Origin of the sequence: Bisbaumannia pacifica, assembly GCF_007989625.1 — a bacterium.
Lineage (GTDB): Bacteria > Pseudomonadota > Gammaproteobacteria > Pseudomonadales > Halomonadaceae > Bisbaumannia > Bisbaumannia pacifica.
In genome coordinates, this window is the sequence record NZ_BJUK01000002.1 from 117,855 (window position 1) to 144,276 (window position 26,422).

At 67.6% G+C, this 26,422-nt stretch carries 25 protein-coding genes; 8 read left to right on the forward strand and 17 right to left on the reverse strand.

Annotated elements, in window-relative coordinates; genetic code table 11:
• The first annotated feature begins 108 nt into the window (after nt 1-108).
• Together HPA02_RS01280 and HPA02_RS01285 are read left to right on the forward strand one after the other, a co-directional pair.
• Nucleotides 109-573 carry a flavodoxin domain-containing protein gene (locus tag HPA02_RS01280; RefSeq protein ID WP_146801088.1) on the forward strand — a complete coding sequence of 155 codons (465 nt, stop codon included), beginning with the start codon at nt 109-111 and terminating at the stop codon, nt 571-573.
• The gene (locus HPA02_RS01285) at nt 573-935 is read left to right on the forward strand and encodes a hypothetical protein (protein ID WP_146801090.1); all 363 of its coding nucleotides are present in this window, start codon (nt 573-575) and stop codon (nt 933-935) included. Before HPA02_RS01280 ends, HPA02_RS01285 begins: the two co-directional genes overlap by 1 nt.
• 64 nt (nt 936-999) lie before the next feature.
• On the opposite strand, the gene ppnN is transcribed toward HPA02_RS01285, so the two are convergent.
• Complete coding sequence (gene ppnN, locus HPA02_RS01290) at nt 1,000-2,361, reverse strand: nucleotide 5'-monophosphate nucleosidase PpnN (RefSeq protein WP_146801092.1); 1,362 nt, start codon at nt 2,359-2,361, stop codon at nt 1,000-1,002.
• A gap of 179 nt (nt 2,362-2,540) precedes the next feature.
• Here ppnN and HPA02_RS01295 point away from each other — a divergent pair, with 179 nt between their 5' ends.
• Nucleotides 2,541-3,449, forward strand: a complete 909-nt coding sequence (locus tag HPA02_RS01295; protein WP_146801094.1) for a LysR family transcriptional regulator — start codon at nt 2,541-2,543, stop codon at nt 3,447-3,449.
• 90 nt (nt 3,450-3,539) lie between these two features.
• Here HPA02_RS01295 and gcvP read toward each other — a convergent pair whose 3' ends face one another.
• Both gcvP and gcvH read right to left on the reverse strand, forming a co-directional pair.
• A complete protein-coding gene (gene gcvP, locus HPA02_RS01300; RefSeq protein ID WP_146801096.1) occupies nt 3,540-6,434 on the reverse strand; it encodes an aminomethyl-transferring glycine dehydrogenase in 2,895 nt (964 codons plus the stop codon).
• Nucleotides 6,435-6,519: 85 nt separating this feature from the next.
• A complete protein-coding gene (gcvH, locus tag HPA02_RS01305) occupies nt 6,520-6,909 on the reverse strand; it encodes a glycine cleavage system protein GcvH (RefSeq protein WP_146801098.1) in 390 nt (129 codons plus the stop codon).
• A gap of 463 nt (nt 6,910-7,372) precedes the next feature.
• Between gcvH and HPA02_RS01310 the strand changes: the two genes are divergently transcribed.
• Nucleotides 7,373-8,749 (forward strand): alanine/glycine:cation symporter family protein, encoded by a 1,377-nt coding sequence (locus tag HPA02_RS01310; RefSeq protein ID WP_146801100.1) that lies wholly within the window; start codon nt 7,373-7,375, stop codon nt 8,747-8,749.
• A gap of 64 nt (nt 8,750-8,813) precedes the next feature.
• Complete coding sequence (gcvT, locus tag HPA02_RS01315; RefSeq protein ID WP_146801102.1) at nt 8,814-9,926, forward strand: glycine cleavage system aminomethyltransferase GcvT; 1,113 nt, start codon at nt 8,814-8,816, stop codon at nt 9,924-9,926.
• Nucleotides 9,927-10,016: 90 nt separating this feature from the next.
• Here gcvT and HPA02_RS01320 read toward each other — a convergent pair whose 3' ends face one another.
• The 7 genes from HPA02_RS01320 to HPA02_RS01350 form a co-directional block, all read right to left on the reverse strand.
• On the reverse strand, nt 10,017-10,649 hold the full coding sequence (locus HPA02_RS01320; RefSeq protein ID WP_232341078.1) for an alpha-ketoglutarate-dependent dioxygenase AlkB family protein: 633 nt from the start codon (nt 10,647-10,649) through the stop codon (nt 10,017-10,019).
• 47 nt (nt 10,650-10,696) lie between these two features.
• Nucleotides 10,697-11,251, reverse strand: a complete 555-nt coding sequence (locus HPA02_RS01325) for a phosphatase PAP2 family protein (protein WP_146801104.1) — start codon at nt 11,249-11,251, stop codon at nt 10,697-10,699.
• A gap of 11 nt (nt 11,252-11,262) precedes the next feature.
• On the reverse strand, nt 11,263-12,426 hold the full coding sequence (locus HPA02_RS01330; protein ID WP_146801106.1) for a glycosyltransferase family 4 protein: 1,164 nt from the start codon (nt 12,424-12,426) through the stop codon (nt 11,263-11,265).
• Nucleotides 12,427-12,519: 93 nt separating this feature from the next.
• On the reverse strand, nt 12,520-13,428 hold the full coding sequence (locus tag HPA02_RS01335) for a M23 family metallopeptidase (protein WP_146801108.1): 909 nt from the start codon (nt 13,426-13,428) through the stop codon (nt 12,520-12,522).
• Nucleotides 13,383-14,261, reverse strand: coding sequence for a 1-acylglycerol-3-phosphate O-acyltransferase, YihG family (gene yihG / locus HPA02_RS01340; protein WP_146801110.1), 879 nt, complete (start codon nt 14,259-14,261; stop codon nt 13,383-13,385). The genes HPA02_RS01335 and yihG overlap by 46 nt, the downstream gene beginning before the upstream one ends.
• Before the next feature lie 119 nt (nt 14,262-14,380).
• Complete coding sequence (locus HPA02_RS01345) at nt 14,381-16,333, reverse strand: acetoacetate--CoA ligase (protein ID WP_146801111.1); 1,953 nt, start codon at nt 16,331-16,333, stop codon at nt 14,381-14,383.
• A gap of 100 nt (nt 16,334-16,433) precedes the next feature.
• Nucleotides 16,434-17,324 (reverse strand): LysR family transcriptional regulator, encoded by an 891-nt coding sequence (locus HPA02_RS01350; protein ID WP_146801113.1) that lies wholly within the window; start codon nt 17,322-17,324, stop codon nt 16,434-16,436.
• 120 nt (nt 17,325-17,444) lie between these two features.
• Here HPA02_RS01350 and HPA02_RS01355 point away from each other — a divergent pair, with 120 nt between their 5' ends.
• Complete coding sequence (locus tag HPA02_RS01355; RefSeq protein WP_146801115.1) at nt 17,445-18,143, forward strand: CoA transferase subunit A; 699 nt, start codon at nt 17,445-17,447, stop codon at nt 18,141-18,143.
• Between the two features lie 78 nt (nt 18,144-18,221).
• Complete coding sequence (locus HPA02_RS01360; protein ID WP_146801117.1) at nt 18,222-18,881, forward strand: CoA transferase subunit B; 660 nt, start codon at nt 18,222-18,224, stop codon at nt 18,879-18,881.
• A 514-nt stretch (nt 18,882-19,395) separates the two neighbouring features.
• Here the strand turns inward: HPA02_RS01360 and HPA02_RS01365 are convergent.
• The 5 genes from HPA02_RS01365 to HPA02_RS01385 all read right to left on the reverse strand — a co-directional run bounded on the left by HPA02_RS01365 (nt 19,396) and on the right by HPA02_RS01385 (nt 23,844).
• The gene (locus HPA02_RS01365; protein ID WP_146801119.1) at nt 19,396-20,163 is read right to left on the reverse strand and encodes a VOC family protein; all 768 of its coding nucleotides are present in this window, start codon (nt 20,161-20,163) and stop codon (nt 19,396-19,398) included.
• A gap of 137 nt (nt 20,164-20,300) precedes the next feature.
• On the reverse strand, nt 20,301-21,470 hold the full coding sequence (locus HPA02_RS01370; RefSeq protein ID WP_146801121.1) for an acetate/propionate family kinase: 1,170 nt from the start codon (nt 21,468-21,470) through the stop codon (nt 20,301-20,303).
• Between the two features lie 30 nt (nt 21,471-21,500).
• Nucleotides 21,501-22,451: a bifunctional enoyl-CoA hydratase/phosphate acetyltransferase gene (locus HPA02_RS01375; RefSeq protein ID WP_146801123.1), complete on the reverse strand. Its 951-nt coding sequence runs from the start codon at nt 22,449-22,451 to the stop codon at nt 21,501-21,503.
• A gap of 151 nt (nt 22,452-22,602) precedes the next feature.
• Complete coding sequence (locus HPA02_RS01380) at nt 22,603-22,878, reverse strand: GrxA family glutaredoxin (protein WP_146801125.1); 276 nt, start codon at nt 22,876-22,878, stop codon at nt 22,603-22,605.
• A gap of 135 nt (nt 22,879-23,013) precedes the next feature.
• The gene (locus HPA02_RS01385; RefSeq protein ID WP_146801128.1) at nt 23,014-23,844 is read right to left on the reverse strand and encodes an inositol monophosphatase family protein; all 831 of its coding nucleotides are present in this window, start codon (nt 23,842-23,844) and stop codon (nt 23,014-23,016) included.
• A gap of 185 nt (nt 23,845-24,029) precedes the next feature.
• Here HPA02_RS01385 and hybE point away from each other — a divergent pair, with 185 nt between their 5' ends.
• Nucleotides 24,030-24,440, forward strand: coding sequence for a [NiFe]-hydrogenase assembly chaperone HybE (hybE, locus tag HPA02_RS01390; RefSeq protein WP_146801130.1), 411 nt, complete (start codon nt 24,030-24,032; stop codon nt 24,438-24,440).
• Nucleotides 24,441-24,459: 19 nt separating this feature from the next.
• On the opposite strand, the gene HPA02_RS01395 is transcribed toward hybE, so the two are convergent.
• Both HPA02_RS01395 and HPA02_RS01400 read right to left on the reverse strand, forming a co-directional pair.
• On the reverse strand, nt 24,460-24,999 hold the full coding sequence (locus tag HPA02_RS01395) for a response regulator transcription factor (RefSeq protein ID WP_146801132.1): 540 nt from the start codon (nt 24,997-24,999) through the stop codon (nt 24,460-24,462).
• Nucleotides 25,000-25,020: 21 nt separating this feature from the next.
• Nucleotides 25,021-26,310, reverse strand: a complete 1,290-nt coding sequence (locus HPA02_RS01400) for an ATP-binding protein (protein ID WP_146801134.1) — start codon at nt 26,308-26,310, stop codon at nt 25,021-25,023.
• Between the last annotated feature and the right edge of the window lie 112 nt (nt 26,311-26,422).

A 26,422-nucleotide genomic window follows, 5' to 3' on the forward strand; every position in this document is an offset into this window, starting at 1 on the left:
GGCTTTCCTTGATCTACTCACTGGACACTGACTCACGCCCTTCGGTGGATTCGGTCGGGGCGGCGGCTATGGTAATATCCGAGCAAATTCCTCAAGCAAACCAAGCCCATGCCCACGCTCAAGATCTACGTTGGAACCATGTATGGCGGCGCCCTGGACGTCGCCGAGCAAGTCAAGCCGCTATTCGAAGAGGCCGGCTATCGGGTCACTATCCTGGAACAGGCGACCCTGGACGATCTGGTCGATGACCGGCCCGACCTGGCGCTGTTCTGTCTGTCCACCACCGGCAGTGGCGACTTCCCCGGCAATATCGTGCCCCTGGTGCGGGAGCTGGAGGAGCGCAGCCCCGGGCTGGTCGACCTGCGCTATGGATTGATCGCCCTCGGTGACAGCTCCTATGGGGATACCTTCTGCGGCGCGGGACGTCACCTGGATGCGCTCCTCGAGGGCCTCGGTGCCCAGCGCCTCGGCGAGCGCCTGGAGGTGGATGCCATGGAGACCTTTATGGCCGATGACGCGGCCCTGCCCTGGGCCGAGGCGTGGATCGCCGAGCAGCAGTTGCAGGTGGCCTGATGACGGCCAATCCCGAGCGGCTGAGTATCCTGGTGGGGCTGCTGGCGGTGATGCTGGGAACCCTGCCCCGTTACCTCTACGGGGGGCACCGCTCCCAGTTGCTGTTACTCTCCCTGGCGGCGGTGGCGGTGGCCCTGGTGGCGGCGAGCCATTGGCGTCTGCTCGCAGCCGAGGCGCGTGGCGAGGTGCCCGCCCTGCTGCGTCGCCTGGGCATTGGTCTGGGCGTTGGGCTGGCGCTGATGGGCGCCTGGTACGTCCTGAGCCAGGGCTGGGTCGCCTGGCCGCGGCTGCTCTCCCATGGCCTGACCCTGGGGCTGCTACTGCATGTGATGGGGCTCTGGTGGAAGCGCGAGAGCGCCTGACCCAAAAAAGCGCCAGGAGCCCTGTCTGGCTCCTGGCGCTTTTTTATATCCGGCTTTCTTCCTTCTAGCCCAGTGTATAGCAGGGCACATAGTCCCCGCTGAGCTTCATCCGACCCTGGCCGACGAAGGAGGTCAGCAATTCGTCGAGGCGGCGCATCAGTTCCGGCTCAGCGCTGAGGCGGAAGGGCCCCTTGGCCTCGATGGCCCTTACTCCCTTGTCCTTGACGTTACCGGCGACGATGCCGGAGAAGGCGCGGCGCAGATTGGCGGCCAGTTCATGCACCGGCAGCTCGCGGTTGAGTGCCAGGGCCGCCATGGCGTCGTGGCTCGGCTCGAAGGGGGCCTGGAAATCGCGATCGATGGTCAGGCGCCAGTTGTAGTAGAAGGCGTCCTGCTGCTGACGACGGAATTCGGTGACCTCGTCGATGCCGCGGCGCATGGCCCGGGCCACGCCGACCGGATCGTCGATCAGGATCTGGTAGCGACTGCGGGCCTCCTCGCCCAGGGTGTAGGCGAGGAACTCATCGATGCGGGCAAAGTAGTCGGCGCTGTTCGCCGGGCCGGTGAAGACCACCGGGAAGGGAATGTCGCGGTTGTCGGGGTGGAGGAGGATGCCCAGCAGATAGAGGATCTCCTCCGCGGTGCCGACCCCGCCGGGAAATACCAGGATGCCGTGACCCACCCGCACGAAGGCCTCGAGGCGCTTCTCGATATCGGGCATGATCACCAGTTCGTTGACGATGGGGTTGGGCGATTCGGCGGCGATAATGCCCGGCTCCGAGATCCCCAGGTAGCGGCCCTGGGTGCGGCGCTGCTTGGCGTGGGCCACGTTGGCGCCCTTCATGGGGCCCTTCATGGCGCCGGGGCCGCAGCCGGTGCAGATGTCCATGTCGCGCAGGCCCAGGTGATAGCCCACGTCCTTGGTGTATTCGTACTCCTCGCGGGAGATGGAGTGGCCGCCCCAGCAGACCACCAGGCTGGGGTCGCGACCCGGCTTGAGGGCGCCGGCCTTGCGCAGGATATGAAAGACCGCGTTGGTGGTGCCCTCGCCGGTGGAGAGGTCGAAGCGTTGCTGGGTTTGGATCTCGTTGTAGACGTAGACCACGTCGCGCAGCACCGCGGAGAGCAGCTCGCGGATGCCGCGAATCATCTTGCCGTCGACGAAGGCCTCGGCCGGGGCATTGCTGAGCCGCAGGCGGATGCCGCGATCCTCCTGGAGCACCTCGATATCGAAATCGTGGTAGGTCTCCATCACGGCGCGGCCGTCGTCGGTGGGGTTGCCGCAGTTGAGTACCGCCAGGGCGCAGCAGCGCAGCAGGTCGTGGAGGCCGGCGGCGGAGGTGTCGCGCAGCCGATTGACCTCGGCCTGGGAGAGTACCTCCAGGCTGCCCTCGGGGGAGATGGTGGCGGAAATTTTATCGGGCATGGCGGCTTCCTTGTCGAAGGGCGGTACTTGGGTGATGCCGCCCCAGGGAATAAAGGCAGTGAGACCGAATCAGGATACCATGAGCCTCGTCGCCTGCGCAGCGCTGTGCCGGGCCATGACTTCTGGTAGAATCGGCGGCTGCTGTCGTGCTTTTTTCCTCGGTTAAGCGGCCTTGCCTCATGTTCAATGCGCTCTATTTTCGTACCTTCATGACCCTGGTTGAGACCGGCAGTTTCACCCAGACCGCGCGTCGCCTGGAGATGACTCAGCCCGGGGTCAGTCAGCATATTCGCAAGCTGGAACAGTACCTGCAGAAACCCCTGCTCAATCGGCATGGGCGACGCTTTACCCTGACCGAGGCGGGCCGGCGCACCTACGACTATGCGGTCAGGCTGTTCGCCGAGCACGAGTATTTCTGTCACTCCCTGGATGACGAATCCCTGGATTCCGGAGAGTGTCGCCTGGCCTCGCCGGGCAGCGTGGGCCTGATGTTCTACCCCTTTATCCTCGGCTATCAGCAGATGCATACCGGGCTGACGGTCAACTACAGCTTCGCCTTCAACAGCGAGATCGTCGCCGATGTGCTGGCCGGGCGCCACGACCTGGGGATCATTACCGAGCCGGTCCGCCATCCGGAACTCAACTGTGATCTCTGGCACCAGGAGCCCCTGTGCCTGGTCGTGCCGGCGGACTTTACCGGGACCGGCTGGACCGACCTGCTGGCCCTGGGCTTCGTCAACTATTCGGACGGCCTGCAGCACGCCACCCAGCTGTTGCGCGCCAATTTCCCGGATGAATTCCGCTCCATGAGTCGCTGCCCTCGCCAGGGCTATACCAATGAGGTCTCCATGGTGATGGACGCGGTGGCCCGGGGGCTGGGCTTCAGCGTGGTCTCCCGATTGGTGCTGGAGACCTCGCCCTGGCAGCGTCAGGTCAAGGAGTTGAGCCTGCCCCAGGTGGTCCACGAGACCCTCTACCTGGTGACTCACTCCAGCACCGAATTGCCGCGTCGCTATCGGCGCCTATTGGATGAGTTCAGGGACCAGCGCCGTCACGACCTCTACGGCTATTCCGAGACGGCCGAGTAAGCGACCCGCTTTCTCCCCATCCTCGATGGCCGCTAACAAACAAAAAGGGCCTCGCCGATTGGCGAGGCCCTTTGCGTAGGCCGATAACCCTCAGTCGCGATAGTTATCGATGCTCGGGCAGGAGCAGATCAGGTGGCGGTCGCCATGGACATTGTCGACCCGATTGGCCGCCGGCCAGTACTTGCCCGCCTTTACCGCCTCGGAGGGGAAGGCGCCCAGCTCGCGGGAGTAGGGGCGATCCCAGCCGGCATCCATCAGGTCCGCCTGGGTGTGCGGGGCATGCACCAGGGGGTTGTTGTCAGCCGGCCACTCGCCGGACTCGACCCGGGCGATCTCCTCGCGGATGCCGATCATGGCATCGCAGAAGCGGTCGATCTCGTAGAGGGATTCCGACTCGGTGGGCTCCACCATCAGGGTCCCCGGCACCGGGAACGACATGGTGGGAGCGTGGAAGCCATAGTCCATCAGGCGCTTGGCGATATCTTCCTCGCTGATCCCGGAGGCCTCCTTGAGGGGGCGGATATCGATGATGCACTCGTGGGCCACGGTACCATTGCGGCCGCGATAGAGGACCGGGTAATGCTCGCCCAGGCGCGCCGCGATGTAGTTGGCATTGAGGATCGCCAGCTCGGTGGCCTGACGCAGGCCGCGGGCGCCCATCATCTTGATATAGGCCCAGGAGATCGGCAGGATCGAGGCGCTGCCGAAGGCCGCCGCCGAGACCGCGCCGCAGTCTGCCTCGACGCCGGGCAGCGGGGTCACCACATGGTTGGAGACATAGGGTGCCAGGTGCGCCTTGACGCCGATGGGACCCATACCGGGGCCGCCGCCACCGTGGGGGATGCAGAAGGTCTTGTGCAGGTTGAGGTGGGAAACGTCGCCACCGAAGTCGCCGGGGCGGGCCAGGCCCACCTGGGCATTCATGTTGGCGCCGTCGATATAGACCTGGCCGCCATGGCGGTGAACGATCTCGCAGGCCTCACGCACGCCCTCCTCGAAGACCCCATGGGTGGAGGGGTAGGTGAGCATGATCGCCGAGAGGGCCTCACTATGCTGCTCGGCCTTGGCGCGCAGGTCGTCCAGGTCGATATTGCCGTCGGCGTCGCACTCCACCACCACCACCTTCATATGCGCCATGGCCGCGGAGGCGGGGTTGGTGCCGTGGGCGGAGCTGGGGATCAGACAGACGTCGCGATGCCCCTGGCCCTGGGCCGCCTGGTAGCGGCGAATGGCCACCAGGCCGGCGTATTCGCCCTGGGCACCGGAGTTGGGCTGCATGGAGATATGCTCGTAGCCGGTGATCTCCACCAGGAAGGCGGCCAGCTCGTCGATCATCTGCAGGTAGCCGGCGGTCTGATCCTTGGGCGCGAAGGGGTGGATATTGGCGAATTCCGGCCAGGTGATCGGCGCCATCTCGCTGGTGGCGTTGAGCTTCATGGTGCAGGAGCCCAGCGGAATCATCGCGTGAGTCAGCGACAGGTCCTTGTTTTCCAGGCGCTTGAGGTAGCGCAGCATCTCGGTCTCGCTGCGATAGCGGCGGAAGTTGGGATGGCTCAGGAAGTCACTGTCGCGACGGCAGGCGGCGGGGATGCCGCTGATGCCGCCGTCGGCGATGGCCTCGTCCAGGGCGCTCACCGAGAAGCCGTGCTCCTCACCCATCAGCACGTCGAAGAGCACGTCCAGGTCGTGGGCGGTGGTGGTCTCGTCGAGGCTGACGCCCACGTCGCCGTCGGCGAAGTAGCGCAGGTTGACCTCGTGGGTCATGGCGCGGCCGTGGATCTTGCCGGCGTCGACGCCGGTTAGGCGCAGGGTGTCGAACCAGCTGTCATGGGCCAGGGCGATGCCCTTGCGGGTCAGCGCCTCGGCGAGGATGGTGGTCAGGCGGTGGATGCGGGTGGCGATGGTACGCAGCCCCTCGGCGCCATGGTAGACCGCATAGAAGCCGGCGATATTGGCCAGCAGCGCCTGGGCGGTACAGATGTTGGAGGTGGCCTTCTCGCGGCGGATATGCTGCTCGCGGGTCTGCATGGCCATGCGCAGCGCCTGGTTGCCGCGGGCGTCCTTGGAGACGCCGATGATGCGGCCGGGAATCGAGCGTTTGAGCTTGTCGGTGGTGGCGAAGTAGGCGGCGTGGGGGCCGCCGAAGCCCATGGGCACGCCGAAGCGCTGGGTGTTGCCGACGACGATATCCGCGCCCAGGGCGCCGGGCTCGGCCAGCAGCACCAGGCTCATCAGGTCGGCGGCCACGCAGGTCATGATGTTCTTGGCGCGGGCGGCGGCCAGCAGCGGCGTCAGGTCGTGAATCTCGCCGCTCTGTCCCGGGTACTGCAGCAGGGCACCGAAGACGTCGTGGTCGGCGACTTCCGCCGCCGGGGCGACGATCAGCTCGAAGTCGAAGTAGTAGGCGCGGGTGCGCACCACGTCCAGAGTCTGGGGCAGGACGTCGTCGGCGACGAAGAAGGCGTTGGACTTGACCTTCTTGTTGGCCCGCTTGCACAGCGCCATGGCCTCGGCGGCAGCGGTGGCCTCGTCGAGCAGGGAGGCGTTGGCCAGCTCCATGCCGGTCAGGTCCATCACCATCTGCTGGAAGTTGAGCAGGCCCTCCAGGCGCCCCTGGGCGATCTCCGGCTGATAGGGGGTGTAGGCGGTGTACCAGCCCGGGTTCTCCAGCACGTTGCGCTGGATGACCGCCGGCAGGTGGGTGTTGTAATAGCCCTGGCCGATGTAGGTCTTGTGGACCTTGTTCTGACGCGCCAGGCGCTTGAGGTAGTCGAGGGCCTCGGCTTCGCTGCGGGGCGGGTCGAGATCGAGTTCGCGATCCAGGCGGATCGCCGCCGGTACGGTCTTCTCGATCAGGCTATCGATGCCGTCGACCCCCAGGGTCTCGAGCATCCGGGCGGTATCCGCGGCCCGCGGGCCATTGTGACGTTGGATAAAGGCATCGTGGCCGGCCAGTTCGGCCAGGCGGCGAGTGTCATGAGCCATGGAACACCTGTAGGCAAGTGGGGCGCGGCCCCGGGTCAGCGAAGGAGGGCAGGCCGGGTGAGGGGACACCCGGCGCTGGCGGATATCACTCGGCGTCGGCGAGCTTGGCGTAGGCCTCGGCGTCCAGCAGGCCTTCCAGGGCGGCGGCGTCGGCCAGCTTGAGTTTGGCGATCCAGCCGCCCTCGTAGGGTGCCTCGTTGACGGTCTCCGGGGCGTCTTCCAGGGCCTCGTTGGCCTCGATCACTTCGCCGGCCAGGGGCGCATAGAGGTCGGACGCGGCCTTCACCGATTCGATGACGCCGAACTCTTCGCCGGCGTCCAGGCTGCGGCCCACCTCGGGCAGCTCGACGAAGACCACGTCGCCCAGGGCTTCCTGGGCATGGTCGGTGATGCCGAGGGTGACGGTGCCGTCGCCATTGTCCAGCACCCATTCATGACTTTCGGTGTAGCGCAGGTTGGCGGGGATATTGCTCATCGCAGATTTTCCTATACGAAAAGGTTTTCAGGTGGGGCGAATCCTAACCCCTGGCGGCCGATTTGGCCACGCCGACGACGGGTCGGGACGCGGTGGATCCCATTCAGGGTGGTCGCCGCGCCCCGGGCTGTCCAGTGGACGACACCTGAGCCCCGCTTGCTAGGCTTGTGATCTCGCCCATGGCTGGGTAATGTAGCCCATGTTTCCTATTGGAAACAAATTTCCCGTTAACGGCCCGTCGACACGACCCTGACCGGGCGCGGGGCGGCGGCGAGACCTTCTGCTATTCTACCTTAGACGCAGCGTGACAAAAATTTCCTATAGTGGACTGGAGGAAAGGCGGACGAATCCGCTATGTTACGCACACTCGACCGACTCCCTGCCTGATCCGGGGACGGTGAGTCGCCAGGACGCACGCGTTACCTCGCGTGCCCAACAAGAATAGCCAAAGGGGAAAGGTTCCATGGAAGCCTTAACGAATCTGTTTTCTGCGATCAACGGCGTGGTCTGGGGGCCACTGATGCTGATCCTGCTGCTGGGGGTGGGGATCTACCTGCAGGCGGGACTCAAGCTGATGCCGATCCGCAAGCTGGGCACCGGCTTCAAGCTGATGTTCCAGGGTCGCGCCGCCAAGGGTGAGGAGAAGGAGGGGGAAATCTCGCCCTTCGACGCCCTGATGACCGCGCTCTCCGCCACCATCGGTACCGGCAACATCGCCGGCGTGGCCACCGCCATCGCCCTCGGTGGCCCGGGGGCGGTGTTCTGGATGTGGATCACCGCCCTGGTGGGGATGGCCACCAAGTTCTCCGAGGCGGTCCTCGCCGTGCGCTACCGGGAGGTGGACAGCGAAGGCAACCATATCGGCGGGCCGATGTTCTACATCAAGAATGGCCTGGGCAAGAAGTGGGCCTGGCTGGGCGGTGCCTTCGCCTTCTTCGGCGCCGTGGCGGCCTTCGGCATCGGCAACACCGTGCAGTCCAACTCCGTGGCGGATGCCCTCGACTCCACCTTCGGGCTGCCCCACTGGATCACCGGCGTGGTGATCATGGTGCTGGCCGGAGCGGTGATCCTCGGCGGCATCAAGCGGATCGCCAAGGTCGCCGGCAAGCTGGTCCCCATCATGGGGATTCTCTATATCCTCGCGGGCCTGGTGGTCCTGGCGATCAACGCCGGCCAACTCGGCGATGCCTTCTCGATGATCTTCTACTATGCCTTCAACCCCCATGCCGCCATGGGTGGCTTCGCCGGCGCCGCGGTGATGGCGGCGATCCGCTTCGGTGTGGCCCGCGGGATCTTCTCCAACGAGGCGGGCCTGGGCAGCGCGCCCATCGCCCACGCCGCCGCCCAGACCAAGAATCCGGTGCGCCAGGGGCTGATCGCCATGCTGGGTACCTTTATCGACACCATCATGGTCTGCACCATCACCGCCCTGGTGATTCTCACCTCCACGGTGTGGGTCGAGGGCGAGGCGGGCGCCTCCTTGACCGCGCTCTCCTTCGACGCGGCGCTGCCCGGCATGGGTAACCAGATCGTCTCCCTGGCGCTGGCGGTGTTCGCCTTCACCACCATCCTCGGCTGGTCCTTCTATGGCGAGAAGTGCTTCCAGTTCCTGTTCGGCACTCGCTCCATCATGCTCTACCGGGTGCTGTTCGTGCTGGCCATTCCGCTCGGTGCCATGGCCCAGCTGGGCTTTATCTGGCTGATGGCGGATACCTTCAACGCCATGATGGCCATTCCCAACCTGATCGCCCTGGCGCTGCTGTCGCCGATGGTCTTCAAGCTGACCAAGGACTATTTCGACGGCAAGGAGGTCCTGCCCGGGGAGGATCTGACCAAGTAAGCGGTCGGCGGGCGGCGTCGCGCCGCCCGTCCCGGCCTGATCCCAACCTCAGACGGAAATTCCCATGAGCCAACTCGAGAAAACCCCGCTGTACGACCTGCACGTGGAACTGGGTGCTAAGCTGGTGCCCTTCGCCGGCTACGAGATGCCGGTGCAGTACCCCCTGGGGGTCAAGAAGGAACACGAGCATACCCGCACCGCCTGCGGGCTGTTCGATGTCTCCCATATGGGGCAGCTGATCCTGCGTGGGCCGGATCCGGCGGCGGCGCTCGAGGCTCTGGTGCCCGCCGATATCGTCGGCCTGCCGAAAGGGATGCAGCGCTATGCGCTCTTCACCAATCCCGAAGGCGGCATCCTCGATGATCTGATGGTGGTCAATGGCGGCGATCATCTCTATCTGGTGGTCAATGCCGCCTGCAAGGCGCAGGATATCGCCCACCTGGAGGCCCATCTGACGGCGGGACATCGCCTCGAGCTGCTCGACCGCGGCCTGCTGGCCCTGCAGGGCCCCCAGGCCGCCGAGGTGATGCGTCGCCTCTGCCCCGAGGCCTGCGAGCTGGTCTTTATGCAGCACGCGCGCGTCACCATCGATGGCGTCGAGGCCTGGGTGAGTCGCAGCGGCTATACCGGCGAGGATGGCTTCGAGATCTCGGTGGCCGCCGCCGACAGCGAGACCCTGGCGCGCCGCCTGCTGGCCGAGGCCGAGGTGGAAGCGATCGGCCTGGGGGCGCGGGATTCCCTGCGCCTGGAGGCGGGCCTGTGCCTCTATGGGCATGATATCGATACCGCGACCACGCCGGTGGAGGCGGGACTGATCTGGGCCATCGGCAAGCCGCGCCGCCTGGGTGGCGAGCGCGCCGGCGGCTTCCCCGGGGCCGAGCTGATCCTGCAGCAGGTGCAGGACAAGGACCATCGCCGCAAGCGGGTGGGCCTGCTCGGCGAGGGGCGTGCCCCGGTCCGCGAGGGGGCCGAGCTGTATAACGCCGAGGGCGAGCGCATCGGCGTGGTCACCTCCGGCGGTTTCGGCCCCAGCGTTGGCAAGCCGGTGGCCATGGGCTATGTCAGCATCGAGGCGAGTGCCCCGGAGACCCAGGTCTTCGCCGAGGTGCGTGGCAAGCGCCTGCCGATGACGGTAAGCAAGATGCCCTTCGTGACGCCGGGGTACTATCGCGGCTGATCGTAGTTATACCGTTATCTTGCCGTCCCCAAGGTGGATGGCAACGCCGAAGGCCGGACGCGATGCGTCCGGCCTTCGGCGTTGATGGGGTTAGCGTTGACGCGGTTGGATACGACGAAAGGTCAGATTGAGCCGCAGCCCGGGAGGGTGATTTCGCCCCTTGCGGGGCAGCAGGGCGTGCTGAAGCATGTCCTGGCAGCCGGGCCCCATCACCAGCAGGCTGTCGTGGGGCAGCCAAGCATTGAAGGCCGCGGTGCGTCGATCCTTCCAGCGAAAGCGCAGTGGCCGCTCCGCCCCCAGGCTCAGGGCGGCGATCAGCGGCGCCTCGCCCAGTTCCGGTTCATCGTCGCTGTGCCAGCCCATGCGCGCCTCGCCGTCATCATAACGATTGAGCAGGACGCTATTGAACGAAGCGGCCTGGCCACGCCCTGCCAGGCAGGCTTCGATTTCGGCCTTGACCTCCAGCAGGGCCGGATGCCAGGGCAGGGGCGAGAAGTCACGCCCGGAATAGCGGTAGCGGGCCTGTGGGTCGCCCATCCAGGCCTGGTGGCGGGGAATCGGGTGTTCACGACCATAGAGTCTCAGGGTGGGGCGTTCCCAGGGGATCTCGGCGGCCAGGCGGTGCAACAAGCGGGTCGCCGCGGGGTCTCCCAGGAGGCCATCGAGGCGCCATAACGGGGGCGAGTCGAGCAGGGTGTGCCAGGCGGTCGAGGGCATCGGCATCGGTCATCGTCGGCCAGGGATGCCCCTAGTGTGCCAGAAGGCGTGGATCAGGGCAGCGCGGGCAGCCAGTGCAGGCTGAGCAGGCCGATACCCAGTCCCAGCAGGGCGCCGCCGAGTACATCGGAGAGGTAGTGCAGCCCCAGGCCCACCCGGGAGGCGGCGATCAGCAGCGCCAGGGGGGCCACCACCAGCAGCAGCCAGGGCTGGGTCGCCGCGCTGAGCAGCGTGAAGAGCACCGCATGCAGGGTGTGGCCGCTGGGGAAGCTGTAGCGATCCCGCGGTGGCTCCCGGCAGGGGATGACGCGGAAGCTGATGGAGGGCCGCTCGCGACACAGCCGCGTCTTGATCAGTCGATAGAGGGCGACCGCCACCAGGGCGGTGAGCGAGAAGTGTAGCGTGAGTCGCCAGCCCAGGGGGCCATGCAGCAAGGGTTGCAGGGCGATCAGCGCCGCCCAGGCGGGCCAGTCGCCCAGGCGGCTGGCCAGGCGCAGCAGGCTGAGCGGCAGCGGTGCGGCAGCGACCGCCACCGCCAGGCGGTGGCAGAGGGTCCACTCCAGCAGGTCCAGGCGGCGAAACAGGGCGGGGGTGCGGGGCGTGAGCATCCAGGGACCTCCTAGCGGACCGATGTCGGTAAGCGATGTGCGGGGGCCGGGCGGGCGCGTCGTACCCCCTCGAGAACGGCCAGGAAGTCCTCGGCGACCCGTGACCAGCTCTGCTCGGCCACCGTCAAGCGCGCCGCGCGGCCCAGTTGCCCCCAGCGGGCCGGGCTCTGGCATAGACGACAGGCGGCGGCGATAAAGGCCTCATCATTCGCCGCCGGCACGCCGACGCCGTTATGTCCCTCCTCGATCAGCAGCGCCGCCGCGGCGGTGTCGAAGGCCACCACCGGCAGGCCGCTGGCCATGGCCTCCGGCACCACATTGCCGTAGGTCTCCGAGAGCGAGGGAAAGAGCAGCAGATCGGCACTGGCATAGTGACGGGGCAGGTCATCCGGGGCCACGAAGCCGCAGAAGTGGGCCTCGGGCAGCTGCTCGGCGAGGGCTCGACGCTGGGGGCCATCGCCGACGATGACCTGCACCAGGTCCGGACGCAGGGCCTGCATGGCGCGCACGCTGCGCACCAACAGGCTCAGGTTCTTCTCCTTGGCCAGTCGGCCCACATGCAGGACCACCGGCTGATGGGGCTGGGCGCCCCAGGCCAGGCGCAGGGCCGGATCGCGCCGATCCGGCGAGAAACGTCGCGTATCGACGCCGCGCCCCATGACCGCGAGCCTGGCGAATCCCTGCGCCTCCAGTCGTCCGGCCTGATCCGGCGTCGGCACCAGGGTGGCGCCGGTCCGGTTATGGAAACGGCGCAGCCCGGCGCGTACCAGGGGCTTGAGCAGGCCCAGTCCGTAGGCGCCGGCGTAGTGATCGAAGTCGGTGTGGAAGCCGCTGGCGGTGGGGATGTCCAGGCGGCTGGCCGCCGAGAGGGCGGCCCAGCCCAGGGGCCCCTCGGTGGCCAGGTAGACCACCTCGGGACGTTGCTGGCGCCAGAACCTCAGCACGGCACGCCGTGCCGGCCAGCCCAGGCGCACCTGGCGATAGCCGGGCAGGGCCAGGCCCGCCACCTGTAGTTCCGCCTGCATGCCCGGAAAGCGGCCTGGGGTCTCGGGTCGCGGGCGAATCAGCTGCAGCTCATGGCCCTGAGCGAGCAGCTCATCGCTCAGCCGGCCCAGGGTATGGGCCACGCCATTGATCTCCGGGGCCCAGGTCTCGCTGACCAGACAGATACGCATCGCCTCTCCCGTGATTGTCATTCGTTAGGCGTAGCCTGAGCCTTCGCGGTGACAGGAGCGGGACGGTGCCGTGACAGCGGGATGACAAGGCTCCTAGCGCAGCACCCGGCGTGGGTCCATGGGGCGGCCCCCCTGGCGCATATCGAACAGCAGGTCGTAGCGCCCGGTCTCGCCGTGACGCCCCACCCGGCACAGGGGGGTGCCACGACTGATCCGGCGACCCGCCTCGACCTCCAGGCGGTCGCACTGGGCGTAGACGCTCTGCAGGTTATCGGCATGGTGGACGATCACTACCTGGCCGAGCTGGCGCATGCTGCCGGCGAAGCGTACCTCGCCATCGGCCACGGCCGTGGCGCGGGCGCCGCTGCCGGTGGCCAGCAGCATGGGTTGCAGGGTACCGCGACTATCGGTGCCATAGTGGCGAATCACCCGGTACTCCGCCAGCGGCCAGGGCCAGTCGCGTGCCGAGGCGGGAGGCGCGCTAGTGGCGGGACGATTGGGCGCCGCGGGGCGTGGGGTGGGACGACTCGCGGTGGTGCTGGTACGCGGCGTCCCGGCCCCGCTGAGCGGTACCCGTATCACCTGGCCGACCCGCAGGCGATCGGGCCGCTGGCCGGGGTTGCCGGCCTGGATACGGCCGCTGGTGGTGCCGAAATGCCGCGCCACCGAGGAGTAGGTGTCGCCGGGGCGAATCTGATAGCGGTAAGGGCCGCCGGAGGGGGCGCGCTCGTTGGCGGTGGGGACCAGGATCCGCTGACCCACCGCCAGGCGCCGGGCATCCACGCCGGGGTTGAAGCGTTGCAGGCGGGCCAGGGGAATATCGGCGCGCCGGGCGATGGCGCCCAGGGTATCGCCGCGCTGGATGGTGACCCAGTTGCCGGCAATGGGCGCCTGACTCAGGCGTCGGCCATCGCTTACCTGGCCGGCACAGCCGGCGAGCAGCAGGGTCAACAGGGTCAGCAGCAGCGCCAGGCGTCGAGGCGTCGATCCTTGTCTTGCCATAGGGCATTGAGCCATGACTGGAAGCGTTCCTTGTAGTCCGGGTCCTCGTGATAATCGCCCCCCGGCATCCATTCGGGGACCTCGAGGCGTCGCGCGTGAAGACGAATCGTCCCCTCGCGGCCGCAGAGGAAGTCCCAGAAGGTCGGGTTCGGCCTGGCATAGTCCAGGGTCACGTCGAGAATACCACTGAGCTGCTCGCCGAGCAGGCCCAGCACCTGGGCGGTGCCGCCGGCCCGCGGGCGCAGCAGATGGCGATAGGGGCTCTGTTGGGCGTCATGCTTGGCCGGGGTGAAACGGGTGCCCTCGACGAAGTTGTAGATGGCGATCGGCAGCTCGCGAACTCGCTCGCACATGCGCTCGGTGGCCTCGCGATCGCGACGTGCCAGGTGCGGATGGCGCTCGCGCTGCTCGCGGCTCAGGCGACGCATAAAGGGGAACTCCAGGGCCCACCAGGCGAGGCCGACGATGGGCACCCAGATCAGCTGGCGCTTGAGGAAGAAGCGCGGCATGGGGATACGCCGATGCAGGGCCAGCTGCAGCATAAAGATATCGGTCCAGCTGCGGTGGTTGGAGAGCACCAACCAGCGCTGATCCTGGCGCAGTCCCTCGGGGACCTCGGCCTGGAGCCGGGGCCTGAGCCAGAGACGCATCCACCAGAGGTTGAGGCCGATCCAGTTCAGGGCGATGGCATTCAGGCCCTGAAGCACCTTCAGGCGCAGGCGGTGGCCGGGGGTGATTACCTTGAGCAGGGTCAGCAGCAGTAGGGGAAGCCCCCAGAGCAGGGTGGTCAGGGTCAGCAGGAGCAGGCTGACGCTCCCCTTGAGTATTGGCATGCGCGCTCCTCGATGCGCTGAAACAACCGTGCCAATGCTACTGTAAGCCGCCCCGGCTGCCCAGCCTGGAAACGCGGGGCGAAGGGGTAGCCCCGAGCCTCTAGCGATCGCTTTATCGCCTAGGGCTGGCGTAGTTCGGGAAGGTCCTCGAACAGCGCCAGCGCCTCGGGATTGGCCAGGGCCTCGCGATTGGTCACCTCGCGCCCCTCGATGACATCCCGCACCGCCAGCTCCACTAGCTTGCCGGAGCGAGTGCGCGGCAGGTCCGTCACCTGGAGGATCTTGGCCGGCACATGGCGTGGCGTGGCGTGGGTGCGGATGGTCTCGCGGATGCGCCGGCACAGGGCCTCGTCCAGGACCAGGCCATCGCGCAGCCGCACGAAGAGCACCACCCTGACGTCGTCCTGCCACTGCTGGCCGATACACAGCGACTCCAGCACCTCCTCGACCTTCTCCACCTGGCGGTAAATCTCGGCGGTACCGATGCGCACGCCCCCGGGATTGAGCACCGTGTCCGCCCGGCCGTGGATGATCACGCCGTCCTCGGCGGTCAGCTCGGCGTAGTCGCCATGGGCCCAGACGCCGGGGAAGCGCTCGAAGTAGGCGGCCCGGTAACGGCGGCCGTCCGGGTCATTCCAGAAGCCGAGAGGCATGGCGGGGAAGGGGCGAGTGCAGACCAGCTCGCCCTTCTCGCCGCTGACCGGCTGGCCGGCATCGTCGTAGACCGCCACCGCCATGCCCAGGCCGCGGCATTGTAGCTGGCCGCGGTAGACCGGCCGGATGGGACAGCCCAGGGCGAAGCAGGAGACGATATCGGTGCCCCCGGAGATGGAGGCCAGCAGCAGGTCGGTCTTGATCTCCCGGTAGACGTAGTCGAAGGCCTCGTGGGGCAGCGCCGAGCCGGTGGAGAGCAGGCTCTTCAGGGTCGAGAGGTCATGGTCGCGGCCCGGCCTGAGCCCGGCCTTGTCACAGGCGGTGAGATAGCGGGCGCTGGTGCCGAAGCAGGTCACCCCCTCCCGCTCGGCCAGGCGCCAGAGGCTGGACCGGTCCGGCGCGAAGGGCGAGCCGTCGTAGAGCACCAGGCGGGCGCCCGTGGCGAGCCCAGAGACCAGCCAGTTCCACATCATCCAGCCGCAGGTGGTGTAGTAGAAGAGGACGTCTTCCTCGCCCAGGTCGCAGTGCAGGCGGTGTTCCTTGAGGTGCTGCAGCAGGGTGCCGCCGGCGCCATGCAGGATGCACTTGGGCTGGCCGGTGGTGCCGGAGGAGTAGAGCACATAGAGGGGGTGATCGAAGGGCAGGAGGGTAAAGGGCGGATCGCTGGCCTGGTTATCCAGGGCTTTGGACCAGGCCATGGCGCCGGGGATGGCACCGAGCTCGGGGGCCGCCTGGGGATCGAGAAACGGGAAGACGATCAGCCGCTCCAGCCCGGGTAACTGCCCGGCCAGCTCTGTCAGTTTGTCGTGCAGGGGGATCGCCTTGCCGTTCCAGTAATAGCCGTCGGCGGCGATCAGCACCCGGGGGGCGATCTGGCCGAAACGGTCGAGCACCCCCTGAACGCCGAAGTCCGGCGAGCAGGAGGACCAGATGGCGCCCAGGCTGGCGCTGGCCAGCATGGCGATCAGGGCATGCTCGCTGTTGGGCACCAGGCCGGCGACCCGGTCACCGGCGGTGACGCCGAGTTCGCCGAGGGTCCGGGTCAGCCGGGCGACCCGGCGATAGAGCTCGGCATGGCTCAGCGGCTCGCGGCGGCCGCGCTCGTCGCAGGCCACCAGGGCGATGGTATCGTCCTGGCGGCGCAGCAGGTTGGCGGCCATATTGAGCCGGGCCTCGGGGAACCAGCGGGCGCCGGGCATCGCCTCGGGGCGCTCCAGGACCCGCTCGCTGGGCTCGCCGATCACCCCCAGCGCCCATACCCTGCGCCAGAAGGCCTCAGGGTTGACCAGGCTCCAGGCGTGCAGGTCGGCGTACTCGTCCATGGCGATGCCGCTCTCCTGCGCCACCTCGTTCATCAGGCGGGCGAGCCGAGTGGCCTGGCGACGCCGTGGGCTGGGTTGCCAGAGGGGCGTGGTCATGGCGGCCTCCCTTGTGGGTGTCACGTTATAGAGGGCTTTGCCTATAACCCTAGCAGGGCGGCCCGGTCTCTCATCCTGCTATCACGTCCTGCCGCCATTGTTATGCCATGCCCCGTAGCGGCTCGGCGAGGATCTCGCGTAGCGCCTGGGCCGCCACCGAGAGCTCCTGGCCGGCGGGGCAGAGCACCCCCACCGGACGCGAGATAACCGGCGCCTCCAGGGGCAGGCAGCGGGCACCCAGCTCGTGCATCTGCTGGCGACACAGGGCCGGCACCGCGCTGACCCCCAGGCCGCTGGCCACCATGCGCCCCACCGTCACCAGCTGATGGCTCTCGAAGGTCACGGCCAGCTCGATGCCCTGGGCGGCCAGCTCCGACTCCAGCAGCAAACGCACCATGGAGGGGCGCTGCAGGGTGATCAGGTCATAGGCCAGCAGGTCGGCCCAGCGCAGGGTGCCGGCCTCGGCCAGCGGCGAGTCCGCGGGGACCACCGCGACGAAGCGATCCTCGAACAGCGGGGTAAAGGTCAGGCCGCGCTCGGCCTCGGGGGCGAAGGCGATGCCCAGCTCCACCTGGCCGCGGCGCACCATCTCGATCACTTGCTCGTTGATGACGTCATGCACCGTCACGGTGATACGCGGGTGGTGGCGGCGGAAGGCCATCAGCGCCGCCGGCAGCAGATTGCAGGCGAAGGCGGGCATGGCGGCCACCGCCACCCGACCGAGTTGCAGGGTAAAGCGCTGGCGCAACAGCTCCTCGGTGTTGTCCCACTCCGCCAGCAACCGCTTGGCCAGGGGCACCAGGGACTCCCCCTCAGGGGTCAGGCGCACGCTGCGGGTGCTGCGGATCAGCAGCGGCCCGCCGAGGCTCTCCTCCAGCCCCTTGATGGCCAGGCTCAACGCCGGCTGGGAGAGGTGCAGGCGCTCGCAGGCCTGGGTAAAGCTCAGGGTCTGGGCCACCGCCAGGAAGGCCCGCAGCTGCTTGACGGTCATCGCCTTCGGCTCCGTGATTTATATGGCTAGTAAATCAATTCATAAAAAAAACAAACTTAACAAATATATTGTCCGGGGCAACACTGGGGCACATCTCCGACACCAAGACGAGGCAGAGCAATGGCCGGATTCGATAAGCGGGTCTACTCCTATGAAGACGCCATGGCGGGCATCGAGAGCGGCATGACCGTGATCGCCGGCGGCTTCGGGCTGTGTGGCATCCCCGAGAACCTGATCGATGAGATCAAGCGTCGCGGCGTGCGCGATCTTACCGTGGTCTCCAACAACTGTGGCGTCGATGGTTTCGGCCTCGGCGTGTTGCTGGAAGACCGCCAGATCAAGAAGATCCTCGCCTCCTACGTGGGCGAGAACGCGCTGTTCGAGCGCCAGATGCTCGACGGCGAGATCGAGGTGGTGCTGACGCCTCAGGGCACCCTGGCCGAGAAGATGCGCGCCGGCGGCGCCGGCATCCCCGCCTTCTATACCGCCACCGGCTACGGTACCCCGGTGGGCGAGGGCAAGGAGGTGCGCGAGTTCAATGGGCGCCCGCATATCCTTGAAGAGGCCATCACCGGCGACTTCGCCATCGTCAAGGGCTGGAAGGCCGACCGCTACGGCAACGTGGTCTATCGCCATACCGCCCAGAACTTCAATCCGGTGGCCGCCACCGCCGGACGCATCACCGTGGTCGAGGTGGAGGAGATCGTCGAGCCCGGCGAGCTGGATCCCAGCCAGATCCATACGCCCGGCATCTACGTGGATCGCATTATCCAGGGCAGCTTCGAGAAGCGCATCGAGAAGCGCACCGTCCGCGACTGAGACTGCGATCCGGCGTCGACAGCGACTCCGAGTGTCCGGCATCGCCGGGCTTCTCCCCCAGACAAGAGGCAACACAGCATGGCACTGACCCGCGAACAGATGGCGCAGCGCGTGGCGCGCGAACTCCAGGACGGCTTCTACGTCAACCTCGGTATCGGCATTCCCACCCTGGTGGCCAACTATGTGCCCGAGGGCATGGACGTGATGCTGCAGTCCGAGAACGGCCTGCTGGGCATGGGCCGCTTTCCCACCGAGGAGGAAGTGGACCCGGACATGATCAACGCCGGCAAGCAGACGGTGACCGCCCGTCCCGGGGCGGCGATCTTCTCCTCGGCGGAATCCTTCGCCATGATCCGTGGCGGTCACGTGGACCTCACCGTGCTGGGGGCCTTCGAGGTGGATCAGCAGGGCAATATCGCCTCCTGGATGGTGCCCGGCAAGCTGATCAAGGGCATGGGCGGCGCCATGGACCTGGTGGCCGGGGCGGATAACATCATCGTCACCATGACCCACGCCTCCAAGCATGGCGAATCCAAGCTGCTCTCCGAGTGCACCCTGCCGCTGACCGGCGCCGGCTGCATCAAGCGCGTGCTCACCGACCTGGCCTACCTGGAGATCGAGGACGGCGCCTTTATCCTCAAGGAACGCGCCCCAGGGGTCAGCGTCGAGGAGATCGCCGAGAAGACCGCCGGTCGCCTGATCGTCCCGGACGAGGTGCCGGAGATGACCTTCGACTAGGCGCGCCTCTCGCATCGGCCTCAGCGTCGAGGAGATCGCCGAGAAGACCGCCGGCGCATCATCGTCCAGGAGGAAGTACCGGAGATGACCTTCGAGTCAGGCGGTCTTCGAGCCAGACGACGCCTCCTAACAAGCAACGCCCGGGCCTGCCCGGGCGTTTATCGTTGGCCCAGGGGTTATTGAACGTCTGATGACGAAAAACTGACCAAGTCGTGACGGTGTCCCTGCGGCTCCCGCCGGGCGCTCCCTGTGCAGGCGCTTTGCACAGCGTTATCCACAGAAACTGTGCATAACCGCGGCCTCGCCGTTGAACTAGGCCAGCTCGCGACGGCTGGCGTGGGTATCGCCAGGCTTAAGCCAGCTCGCAACGAGTGGCGTGGGTATCGCGGGCAGCCGGTCGGGCCCCTCCCGCATATTGATTCTACCGCCAGGCTTAGGCCAGCTCGCAACGGGTGGCGTGGGTATCGCGGGCAGCCGGTCGGGCCCCTCCCGCACATTGATTCTACCGCCAGGCTTAGGCCAGCTCGCAACGGGTATGACTGGGCAGCAGCAATTCGGCGGCGCGTTCCTGGCCCCCGACCAGGCAGCGCTGGACCAGGGCCAGGCCGCCCAGGGGAATGCGGTGCTCGTCACCGTCGGCGAAGGCCAGGCGGCGGGAGCCGGTGGCGTAGAAGCGATACTGGAGCAGCGCCGAGACCGGGAAGATGCCGTGGTGGCGGTCGGCATCGCCGTCGAGGCCGGCCTGCTGAAGCTCGTCGTCCAGCCGTTCGATGGGGCTACCCAGGCGATCGCAATCGAAGCCCACATGGTGTAGGCGTGGCCCCATCACCGCCAGCCAGGCGGCGATGGGATGGGCGGCCAGCAGACGCCGGTAGCCGTCCCAACTGGGCATCGGCCAGGGGCGCCCGCGACACAGCAGGTTCTGGCCGCGGCAGTCCTCTCGGTGCGCCTGGTCGATCAGGGCCTGGAGCTCGGCGCGCGGCTCGCGGGTCAGGGTGCCCAGCTGCAGTTCGCCCAGGGCCAGCCAGGGGCCGTCATCGGGCGGCGCCAGCAGGGTGACCAGCAGGCCCCGGTCGGCCATGGCATAGTGTTCGCAGCGGCGATAGCCGAAATGACTCAGGGTGGGCAACAGGGCGGCCGCCGAGAAGTTGCCGTGGTTAAGGGTCAGCAGGGCCAGGTACTCCGGCGACTGTTCCAGGGGCCACAGGCGAAGCGCGCCGATCTCGGGATGCTGGTGCACATAGTCGAGCCACAGCTGTTGTAGGAATTCGTCCCGTTGCATTGCCTGGTCGCTCCTCACCCTGGATATGGCTCGAGTATAGGTGGGCGGCGATCTTAAGCTTTCAACGAGGGGAGAACGCGGGCCCCGGCGCTTGGCGCGGTCCTTCGGCGGTGGGACAGGGCCTCTCGGCTCGCGGGCTAGCGGTCGGTCGCTCGCATCAGCGTCATGGCCTCCTGGCGCATCTCGGCCTCCTCGTCGGTGGCCAGGACCCAGAGCCTCGGCCCGTGACCGCGGTCCAGGCGTGGCCCATGCGCGGCATTGCGCTCGGGATCCAGCGCCACGCCCAGCCAGGCCAGCGCCTCGCAGACCCGCTGGCGAATCGGCGCGGCATGCTCGCCGATGCCGGCGGTAAACACCAGGGTGTCGAGGCCGCCGAGGACCGCCACCAGGGCGCCGATCTCGCGGACCAGGCGATGCACGAAGAGATCCACCGCTTCCTGGCAGGCCGCATCCTGGCGGCTCAGCAGGTCGCGCATATCGTCGGAGTGGCCGGAGACCCCCAGCAGGCCGCTGTCGTGGTAGAGCAACCGCTCGATTCGCCCGATATCCCAGCCGCGCTGCTGCTGGAGGTAGAGCACGACCCCCGGGTCCAGGGCGCCGCAGCGCCGGCCCATCATCAGTCCGTCCAGGGCGGTAAAGCCCATGGTGGTGGCCAGGCTACGGCCTCGGTGCATGGCACACAGGCTGGCGCCCTGGCCCAGGTGGGCGACGATGGCACGGCCGCCGGCCTTATCGCCGTCGAGCTCGGCCAGGCGCCGAGCGATATAGGCATAGGAGAGGCCGTGGAAGCCGTAGCGCAGGATGCCCTCCTCGCTGAGCGCCCGGGGCAGGGCGAACAGCTGATGGAGCCTCGGCTGGTCGTGATGGAAGGCGGTATCGAAGCAGCCGATCTGAAGTGGCCCGGGCAGGCGCTCGCGGCAGGCGCGCACCACCGCCAGGGCCTGGGGCTGATGCAGCGGCGCCAGGGGCGAGAGGGCGTCGAGGCGGGCCAGGGTCGCCTCGTCCAGGATCACCGGAGCGGCGAAGTCGCGCCCCCCATGGACGATCCGGTGGACGATGGCGTCGAGGCCCGTGAGTTCCTCACTCGCCGCCAGCCAGTCGAGCAGTGCCGCGGCCGCGGCGGGGGTGTCCGGCGCCGCGAGGGCCGCGGGGGGCGAGAGGCCGGCGGGGGCCTGGGAGAGGCGCAGCCGCGGCGTCGCACCGATGCGCTCGATCAGCCCGCGCAGGCGGCGCGCCTCGCCCTCATAGAGCGCGAACTTGAGGGTCGAGGAGCCGCCGTTGAGGATCAGGTGCCGTGGTGCCGTCATCGCCAGTCTCCCGGGTAGGCCATGGATCGCTCACTCATCGTCCGCCGCGTCCTGGCGCTGATAATAGCGGGCCAGCAGCAGGGCCAGGGCCGCCGAGGCCAGGCGTGATTGGCAGTCGTCGGAGCGGCTGGTCAGCATGATCGGCACCCGGGCCCCGATCACCAGTCCCGCCGCCTGAGCGCCGGCCAGATGAATCAACAACTTGGCGATCATATTGGCGGCCTCCAGGTCTGGCGCCACCAGCACATGGGCCTGCCCCGCCACCTCGGAGTGCAGGTGCTTGCTGTGGGCGGCGGCCAGCGACACGGCATTGTCGATGGCCAGGGGACCGTCGAGCAGGCCGCCCTCGACCTGGCCGCGCTCGGCCATCTTGCACAGGGCGGCGGCCTCCAGGGTCGAGGGGATGGTGGGACGCACCGTCTCCACCGCGGAGAGCAGGGCCACCCGGGGGCGATCGATGCCCATGGCGCGGGCCAGGTCGATGGCGTTCTGGACGATATCGCGCTTGGCGGTCAGATCCGGGGCGATATGCAGGGCGCCGTCGGTGATCAGCAGCGGCAGGCCATAGCTGGGCACGTCGAGCGCGTAGACATGACTCATCTGGCGTTCGGTGCGCAGTCCGGCCCGGCGGGCAAGGGTCGCCGACATCAACTCGTCGGTATGCAGGGCGCCCTTCATCAGCGCCTCCACCGTGCCCTCGGCGGCCAGGCTCACGGCGCGCTCGGCGGAGGCGTGGCTGTGGGGGGTGTCGATCAGCTCGATGCCCTCCAGGTCCCAGTCGATGGCCTCGGCGGCGGCGACGATGCGTCGCCGCGGACCCACCAGCACCGGCTGGATCAGCCCCTCGCGCCAGGCGGCCAGTGCGCCACCGAGGGAGGCCTCGTCGCAGGGATGGACCACGGCGGTGCGCAGGGCCGGCAGGCCATGGGCATTGACGATCAGGCGGCGGTGACGCTCACCGGGACGGGGCTGGGCTTCCATGGCACTGACTCCCTAGAGTGACAATCGAGAGTCTCACTCTAGGCCATGGCGGGCGAGGGAGTAAGGGGAGTGACTTGATCCAGGTCATCGGAGTGGGTGGCGTCGCAATAAAAAACGGCCCCGAGGGGCCGTTGGCGAGAGGCGCCGGCGCTTACTGGGCGGAGGTTTCCGGCAGCAGGGCCTGGTCGCGCACGTACTGGTCGAATTCGGTGAAGCCGCCGATATGGGTCTGGCCGACGAAGATCTGCGGCACGGTTTCCACCGGCTTGCCGATGGTCTTCTCCATGTCGGCCTTGGTGATGCCCTCTTCGTGGATATCGATGTAGCGGAAGCCCTCGATGGCCTTGGCCTCGCTGAGGCGCTCGGCGAGCTCCTTGGCACGCACGCAGAAGGGGCAACCGGGACGACCGAAGATGGCAACGAACATGATTCTCTCCTCTAGAAAAACCGGGGGTATCGAAAAATCTGGCGCCATTGTCTCCGATCGCCCCCCGCTTGGCCAATAGGGCCTGGCTACATCGGCCATTGGGCCGGCTTATCGGCGCTTAGGCTCCCGGCTGGATCAATCGCCCTGGCCCGGCTCATAGCGATCCTCGTCGGCCAGGCGTAGCAGCTCGCCCAGGGCGTCATGGATGGCCGGGGCGGTCACCAGCAGATTCTCCCCATAGAGCTCTTCGTGCAGGCCGCTGGGGCAGGGGTAGAGGTGGCCGGCGCTGGCGCCGGCCTCGCGGGCGATCAGCAGGCCGGCGGCGAAGTCCCAGGGCGAGACGCTCTCGTAGTAGGCGTCCAGGCGGCCGCAGGCCACGTCACACAGATCCAGGGCCGCCGAGCCGTTGCGCCGCACATCGCGGCAGCGGTCGAGCACCGCCGCCAGACGCCGCAACAGGGGCGCGCGGCTGTCGCGACGATAGGGGAAGCCGGTGGCGACCAGGCTGCTAGCGAGCCGGTCCGCGCGGCTGGCGCGGATCCGCTGCCCGTTGAGGAAGGCCCCCTGGCCGCGCATGGCGGTAAAGGTCTGGCCCAGGAAGGGGGCATGCACCACCCCCAATTGCGCCTTGCCGTGTTCCATCCAGGCGATGGAGACCGCCACATGGGCCAGGCCGTGGGCGAAGTTGACGGTGCCGTCGATGGGATCCACCACCCACAGTGGCCCCGACTGCTGCATGGCCTCGCGATCCGGGGCGAGCTCCTCGGTGAGTCGTGCCTCGTCGGGGAAGTCCCGATCCAGGCCATCGCGAATCGCTTCGTCCACGGCGAGGTCCACATCGGTGACCAGTTCCTGGCCCGCCTTCATGCGGGTGGAGAAGCCGTGATCGCGGCGCGCGGCGACGATCATCTCGCCGGCGGCTTCGGCCAGGGCCTGGGCGCGGGCGAGGCGTTGGGAGAGGTCCATGCTGACTCCTTGAGTAAACGGGCTTGCTTGCCAAGCCTAGCATCGCCGCTGGAATCATGGGGGGATTGCCGTGCCCGGCGATGGCCTGCCTCTAGGCCTTAGAGCGAAAAGGGGACTCACTGCGATAGGTGTGACCTCGACGGAGGCGCCGTTATACTGGCCGCTCGATATGCCGGAGAGATGCCATGCAGGCCCTGAGCGCCGACGACTACGCCCGTTTGCAGCAGCTGGCGCAGCGCTATTCGCAGCGTTTTGCCGCCGAGATCCACCGCTCGCCCCACTACAACGACCGCTTGCGGGTCGACCTGCTCTGTTTCCAGCCCTTCGCCGGGGAGTGGTGCGGGGCCCTGCTGACGCCGGTCTCGCTCTCCCTGGTGCTGGTGTCGCCGACGCCGGGGGGCTTCGATGCCGAGGCGCCGCCTCGCCTGGTCGACCTGCCCGGCGGCGGCTACCCCTTCGAGCCGGTCGATCTGGGCGAGGGGGACGGGTTGTGGTGCTGTGAGCTGCTCGATGACCTGAGAGACCTGGACTCCTCCGCCGAGGCCAGTCGCCTGGCCCAGCATCTGCTGGCGCGGGTCATGACCCCGGCGGAATAGGCCGCGAGCTGGCGGGAAGTTATCGCCGTACGGGACGCTTCTGCAGCTTGCGCTGCAGCGTCCGGCGGTGCATCCCCAGGGCCCGGGCGGTGGCGGAGATATTGCCGTCATGCTCCTGGAGCACCTTCTGGATATGCTCCCAGGTGACCCGGTTGATGGAGGGCGGGTTGTCGGCCAGCTCGGCGTCCGGGTCGCCTCCCTGCTTGTCGAAGGCGGCGAGGATCTCGTCGGCGTCGGCGGGCTTGCACAGGTAGTTGACGGCCCCCAGCTTGATCGCCTCCACGGCGGTGGCGATGCTCGAGTAGCCGGTCAGCACCACCACCCGGCAGGCGGGCGCCACCTCGAGCAGCTCGGGTAGCAGCTTGAGGCCGGAGTCGTGCTCCAGCTTCAGGTCCAGGGTGGCCAGGGCCGGTGGCGCCTGGCGCGCCTTGGCCAGGGACTCTTCGGCATCGTGGGCCACCAGCACCTCATAGCCACGGCGGCTCATGGCACGCTCCATCACATGACAGAACATCTCGTCGTCGTCGATGATCAGCAGTCGTTCGGGGCTCTCGCTCATGGGCTCCTCTCTCGTCGGGGGTCAGGCGTCACCGGGCGCCTGGCGGGGCAGCTTCACCTCGGTCAGGGTGCCACCCTCCTCGTGATTGTACAGGCTGACTCCGCCACCGAAGCGGTTGATGGTGGAGTGGGTCAGGAACAGGCCGATCCCCATGCCCTTGGACTTGGTGGAGACGAAGGTGTCTCCCAACTGGTCGGCGATGGACATCGCCACCCCGGGGCCGTGATCGCGAATGTCGATGATCACCTCCTCGGCGTTCCAGTCGAGGCTGATGGAGATATCCTGGGGATTGGCGTCGGCGGCGTTGTTGAGCAGGTTGAGCAGCGCCTGCTCCAGGGTGGTGTCCACCGCCATATTCGGTGTGCCGCGCCGGTCGGCGATCTCGAAGCGGTGGCTGACATCGGGACGCAGCACCAGCCAGCGCTGGATCACCCCACGCAGCCAGGCCTCGGCGGAGGCGAGCTCGGGTTCCGCCAGGCGTCGTCGATCGGCATTGGCCACCAGCGCCTGGAGGCGCGTCTTGCAGGTGTCGACCTGCTGGCGGAGCAGGTCGATATCCGCCTCCAGGTGGGGGTGTCCCGCGGCGTCCTGGCGCATCTCCTTGAGCAGTACCGCCATGGTCGAGAGCGGCGTGCCGAGCTCATGGGCGGTGCCCGCCGCCTGGGTGGCCACCGCCAGGACCTGCTCGTTGCGCAGGGCCGCCTCCCGGGTGCGCGACAGGGTCTGGTCCCGGCGCCGCAGGGCATGAGCCATCTTGAAGATAAAGAAGGTCACCAGGCTGGCCGAGAGCCCGAAGTTGATCCACATCCCCAGCACATGCAGGTTGACGTCGCCGATCAGGGCGCCCGGCCCCAGGGCGCCGTGGCTGAGCTGGGGCACCGGCTCGTAGAACACCATCAGGAAGGTGTAGCCGGCCATGGCGCCGCTGGCGGTGATCCAGGCGTAGAGCCAGGGCAGGGTGGCGGCGGCGATGGTCACCGGCACCAGGTAGTAGGTGATAAAGGGATTGGTGGAGCCGCCGGTAAAGTAGAAGAGCAGGGTCAGGCCGGTGATATCCGCCAGCAGATGGCCGAGGTACTCGGTATCGGTGACCGCCCGGGGGCGGCTGAGTCGCCACCAGGTGGCGATATTGATCAGTCCCATGGCGATGATCACCGCCACCACCGGCAGGGTGCTGAGCTCGAAGCCCAGCACCTCGATGCCGAAGATGATCATGCCCAGGAAACCGGTCCAGGTGATGCCGCGCACGAAGGTCAGGCGCACCAGGTTGCGGTTGGGGGTCGATAGCGGCAGGGGCAGGGCGGCTTGCATGGGGGCTCCATCCGGTCGGTGCGCTTATGATACCGCATTGCCGGAGCGCTCGGCGTGGCCCGCGAGCCTTGGGCCGGGGCAGGTTGTCGCACCCGCGCCGGGGGAGATCGGC

Excerpts from the sequence above, each read along its gene's own strand:
- gcvT (WP_146801102.1), top strand. The coding sequence starts at position 8,814 with ATGAGCCAACTCGAGAAAACCCCGCTGTACGACCTGCACGTGGAACTG.
- HPA02_RS01325 (WP_146801104.1), bottom strand. The coding sequence starts at position 11,251 with ATGCTCACGCCCCGCACCCCCGCCCTGTTTCGCCGCCTGGACCTGCTG.
- HPA02_RS01345 (WP_146801111.1), bottom strand. The coding sequence starts at position 16,333 with ATGACCACGCCCCTCTGGCAACCCAGCCCACGGCGTCGCCAGGCCACT.
- HPA02_RS01365 (WP_146801119.1), bottom strand. The coding sequence starts at position 20,163 with ATGCAACGGGACGAATTCCTACAACAGCTGTGGCTCGACTATGTGCAC.
- gcvH (WP_146801098.1), bottom strand. The coding sequence starts at position 6,909 with ATGAGCAATATCCCCGCCAACCTGCGCTACACCGAAAGTCATGAATGG.
- hybE (WP_146801130.1), top strand. The coding sequence starts at position 24,030 with ATGCAGGCCCTGAGCGCCGACGACTACGCCCGTTTGCAGCAGCTGGCG.
- HPA02_RS01375 (WP_146801123.1), bottom strand. The coding sequence starts at position 22,451 with ATGGAAGCCCAGCCCCGTCCCGGTGAGCGTCACCGCCGCCTGATCGTC.
- HPA02_RS01295 (WP_146801094.1), top strand. The coding sequence starts at position 2,541 with ATGTTCAATGCGCTCTATTTTCGTACCTTCATGACCCTGGTTGAGACC.
- gcvP (WP_146801096.1), bottom strand. The coding sequence starts at position 6,434 with ATGGCTCATGACACTCGCCGCCTGGCCGAACTGGCCGGCCACGATGCC.
- yihG (WP_146801110.1), bottom strand. The coding sequence starts at position 14,261 with ATGCCAATACTCAAGGGGAGCGTCAGCCTGCTCCTGCTGACCCTGACC.
- HPA02_RS01330 (WP_146801106.1), bottom strand. The coding sequence starts at position 12,426 with ATGCGTATCTGTCTGGTCAGCGAGACCTGGGCCCCGGAGATCAATGGC.
- HPA02_RS01350 (WP_146801113.1), bottom strand. The coding sequence starts at position 17,324 with ATGACCGTCAAGCAGCTGCGGGCCTTCCTGGCGGTGGCCCAGACCCTG.
- HPA02_RS01285 (WP_146801090.1), top strand. The coding sequence starts at position 573 with ATGACGGCCAATCCCGAGCGGCTGAGTATCCTGGTGGGGCTGCTGGCG.
- HPA02_RS01370 (WP_146801121.1), bottom strand. The coding sequence starts at position 21,470 with ATGACGGCACCACGGCACCTGATCCTCAACGGCGGCTCCTCGACCCTC.
- ppnN (WP_146801092.1), bottom strand. The coding sequence starts at position 2,361 with ATGCCCGATAAAATTTCCGCCACCATCTCCCCCGAGGGCAGCCTGGAG.
- HPA02_RS01280 (WP_146801088.1), top strand. The coding sequence starts at position 109 with ATGCCCACGCTCAAGATCTACGTTGGAACCATGTATGGCGGCGCCCTG.
- HPA02_RS01395 (WP_146801132.1), bottom strand. The coding sequence starts at position 24,999 with ATGAGCGAGAGCCCCGAACGACTGCTGATCATCGACGACGACGAGATG.
- HPA02_RS01335 (WP_146801108.1), bottom strand. The coding sequence starts at position 13,428 with ATGGCAAGACAAGGATCGACGCCTCGACGCCTGGCGCTGCTGCTGACC.
- HPA02_RS01310 (WP_146801100.1), top strand. The coding sequence starts at position 7,373 with ATGGAAGCCTTAACGAATCTGTTTTCTGCGATCAACGGCGTGGTCTGG.
- HPA02_RS01400 (WP_146801134.1), bottom strand. The coding sequence starts at position 26,310 with ATGCAAGCCGCCCTGCCCCTGCCGCTATCGACCCCCAACCGCAACCTG.
- HPA02_RS01320 (WP_232341078.1), bottom strand. The coding sequence starts at position 10,649 with ATGCCGATGCCCTCGACCGCCTGGCACACCCTGCTCGACTCGCCCCCG.
- HPA02_RS01360 (WP_146801117.1), top strand. The coding sequence starts at position 18,222 with ATGGCACTGACCCGCGAACAGATGGCGCAGCGCGTGGCGCGCGAACTC.
- HPA02_RS01385 (WP_146801128.1), bottom strand. The coding sequence starts at position 23,844 with ATGGACCTCTCCCAACGCCTCGCCCGCGCCCAGGCCCTGGCCGAAGCC.
- HPA02_RS01380 (WP_146801125.1), bottom strand. The coding sequence starts at position 22,878 with ATGTTCGTTGCCATCTTCGGTCGTCCCGGTTGCCCCTTCTGCGTGCGT.
- HPA02_RS01355 (WP_146801115.1), top strand. The coding sequence starts at position 17,445 with ATGGCCGGATTCGATAAGCGGGTCTACTCCTATGAAGACGCCATGGCG.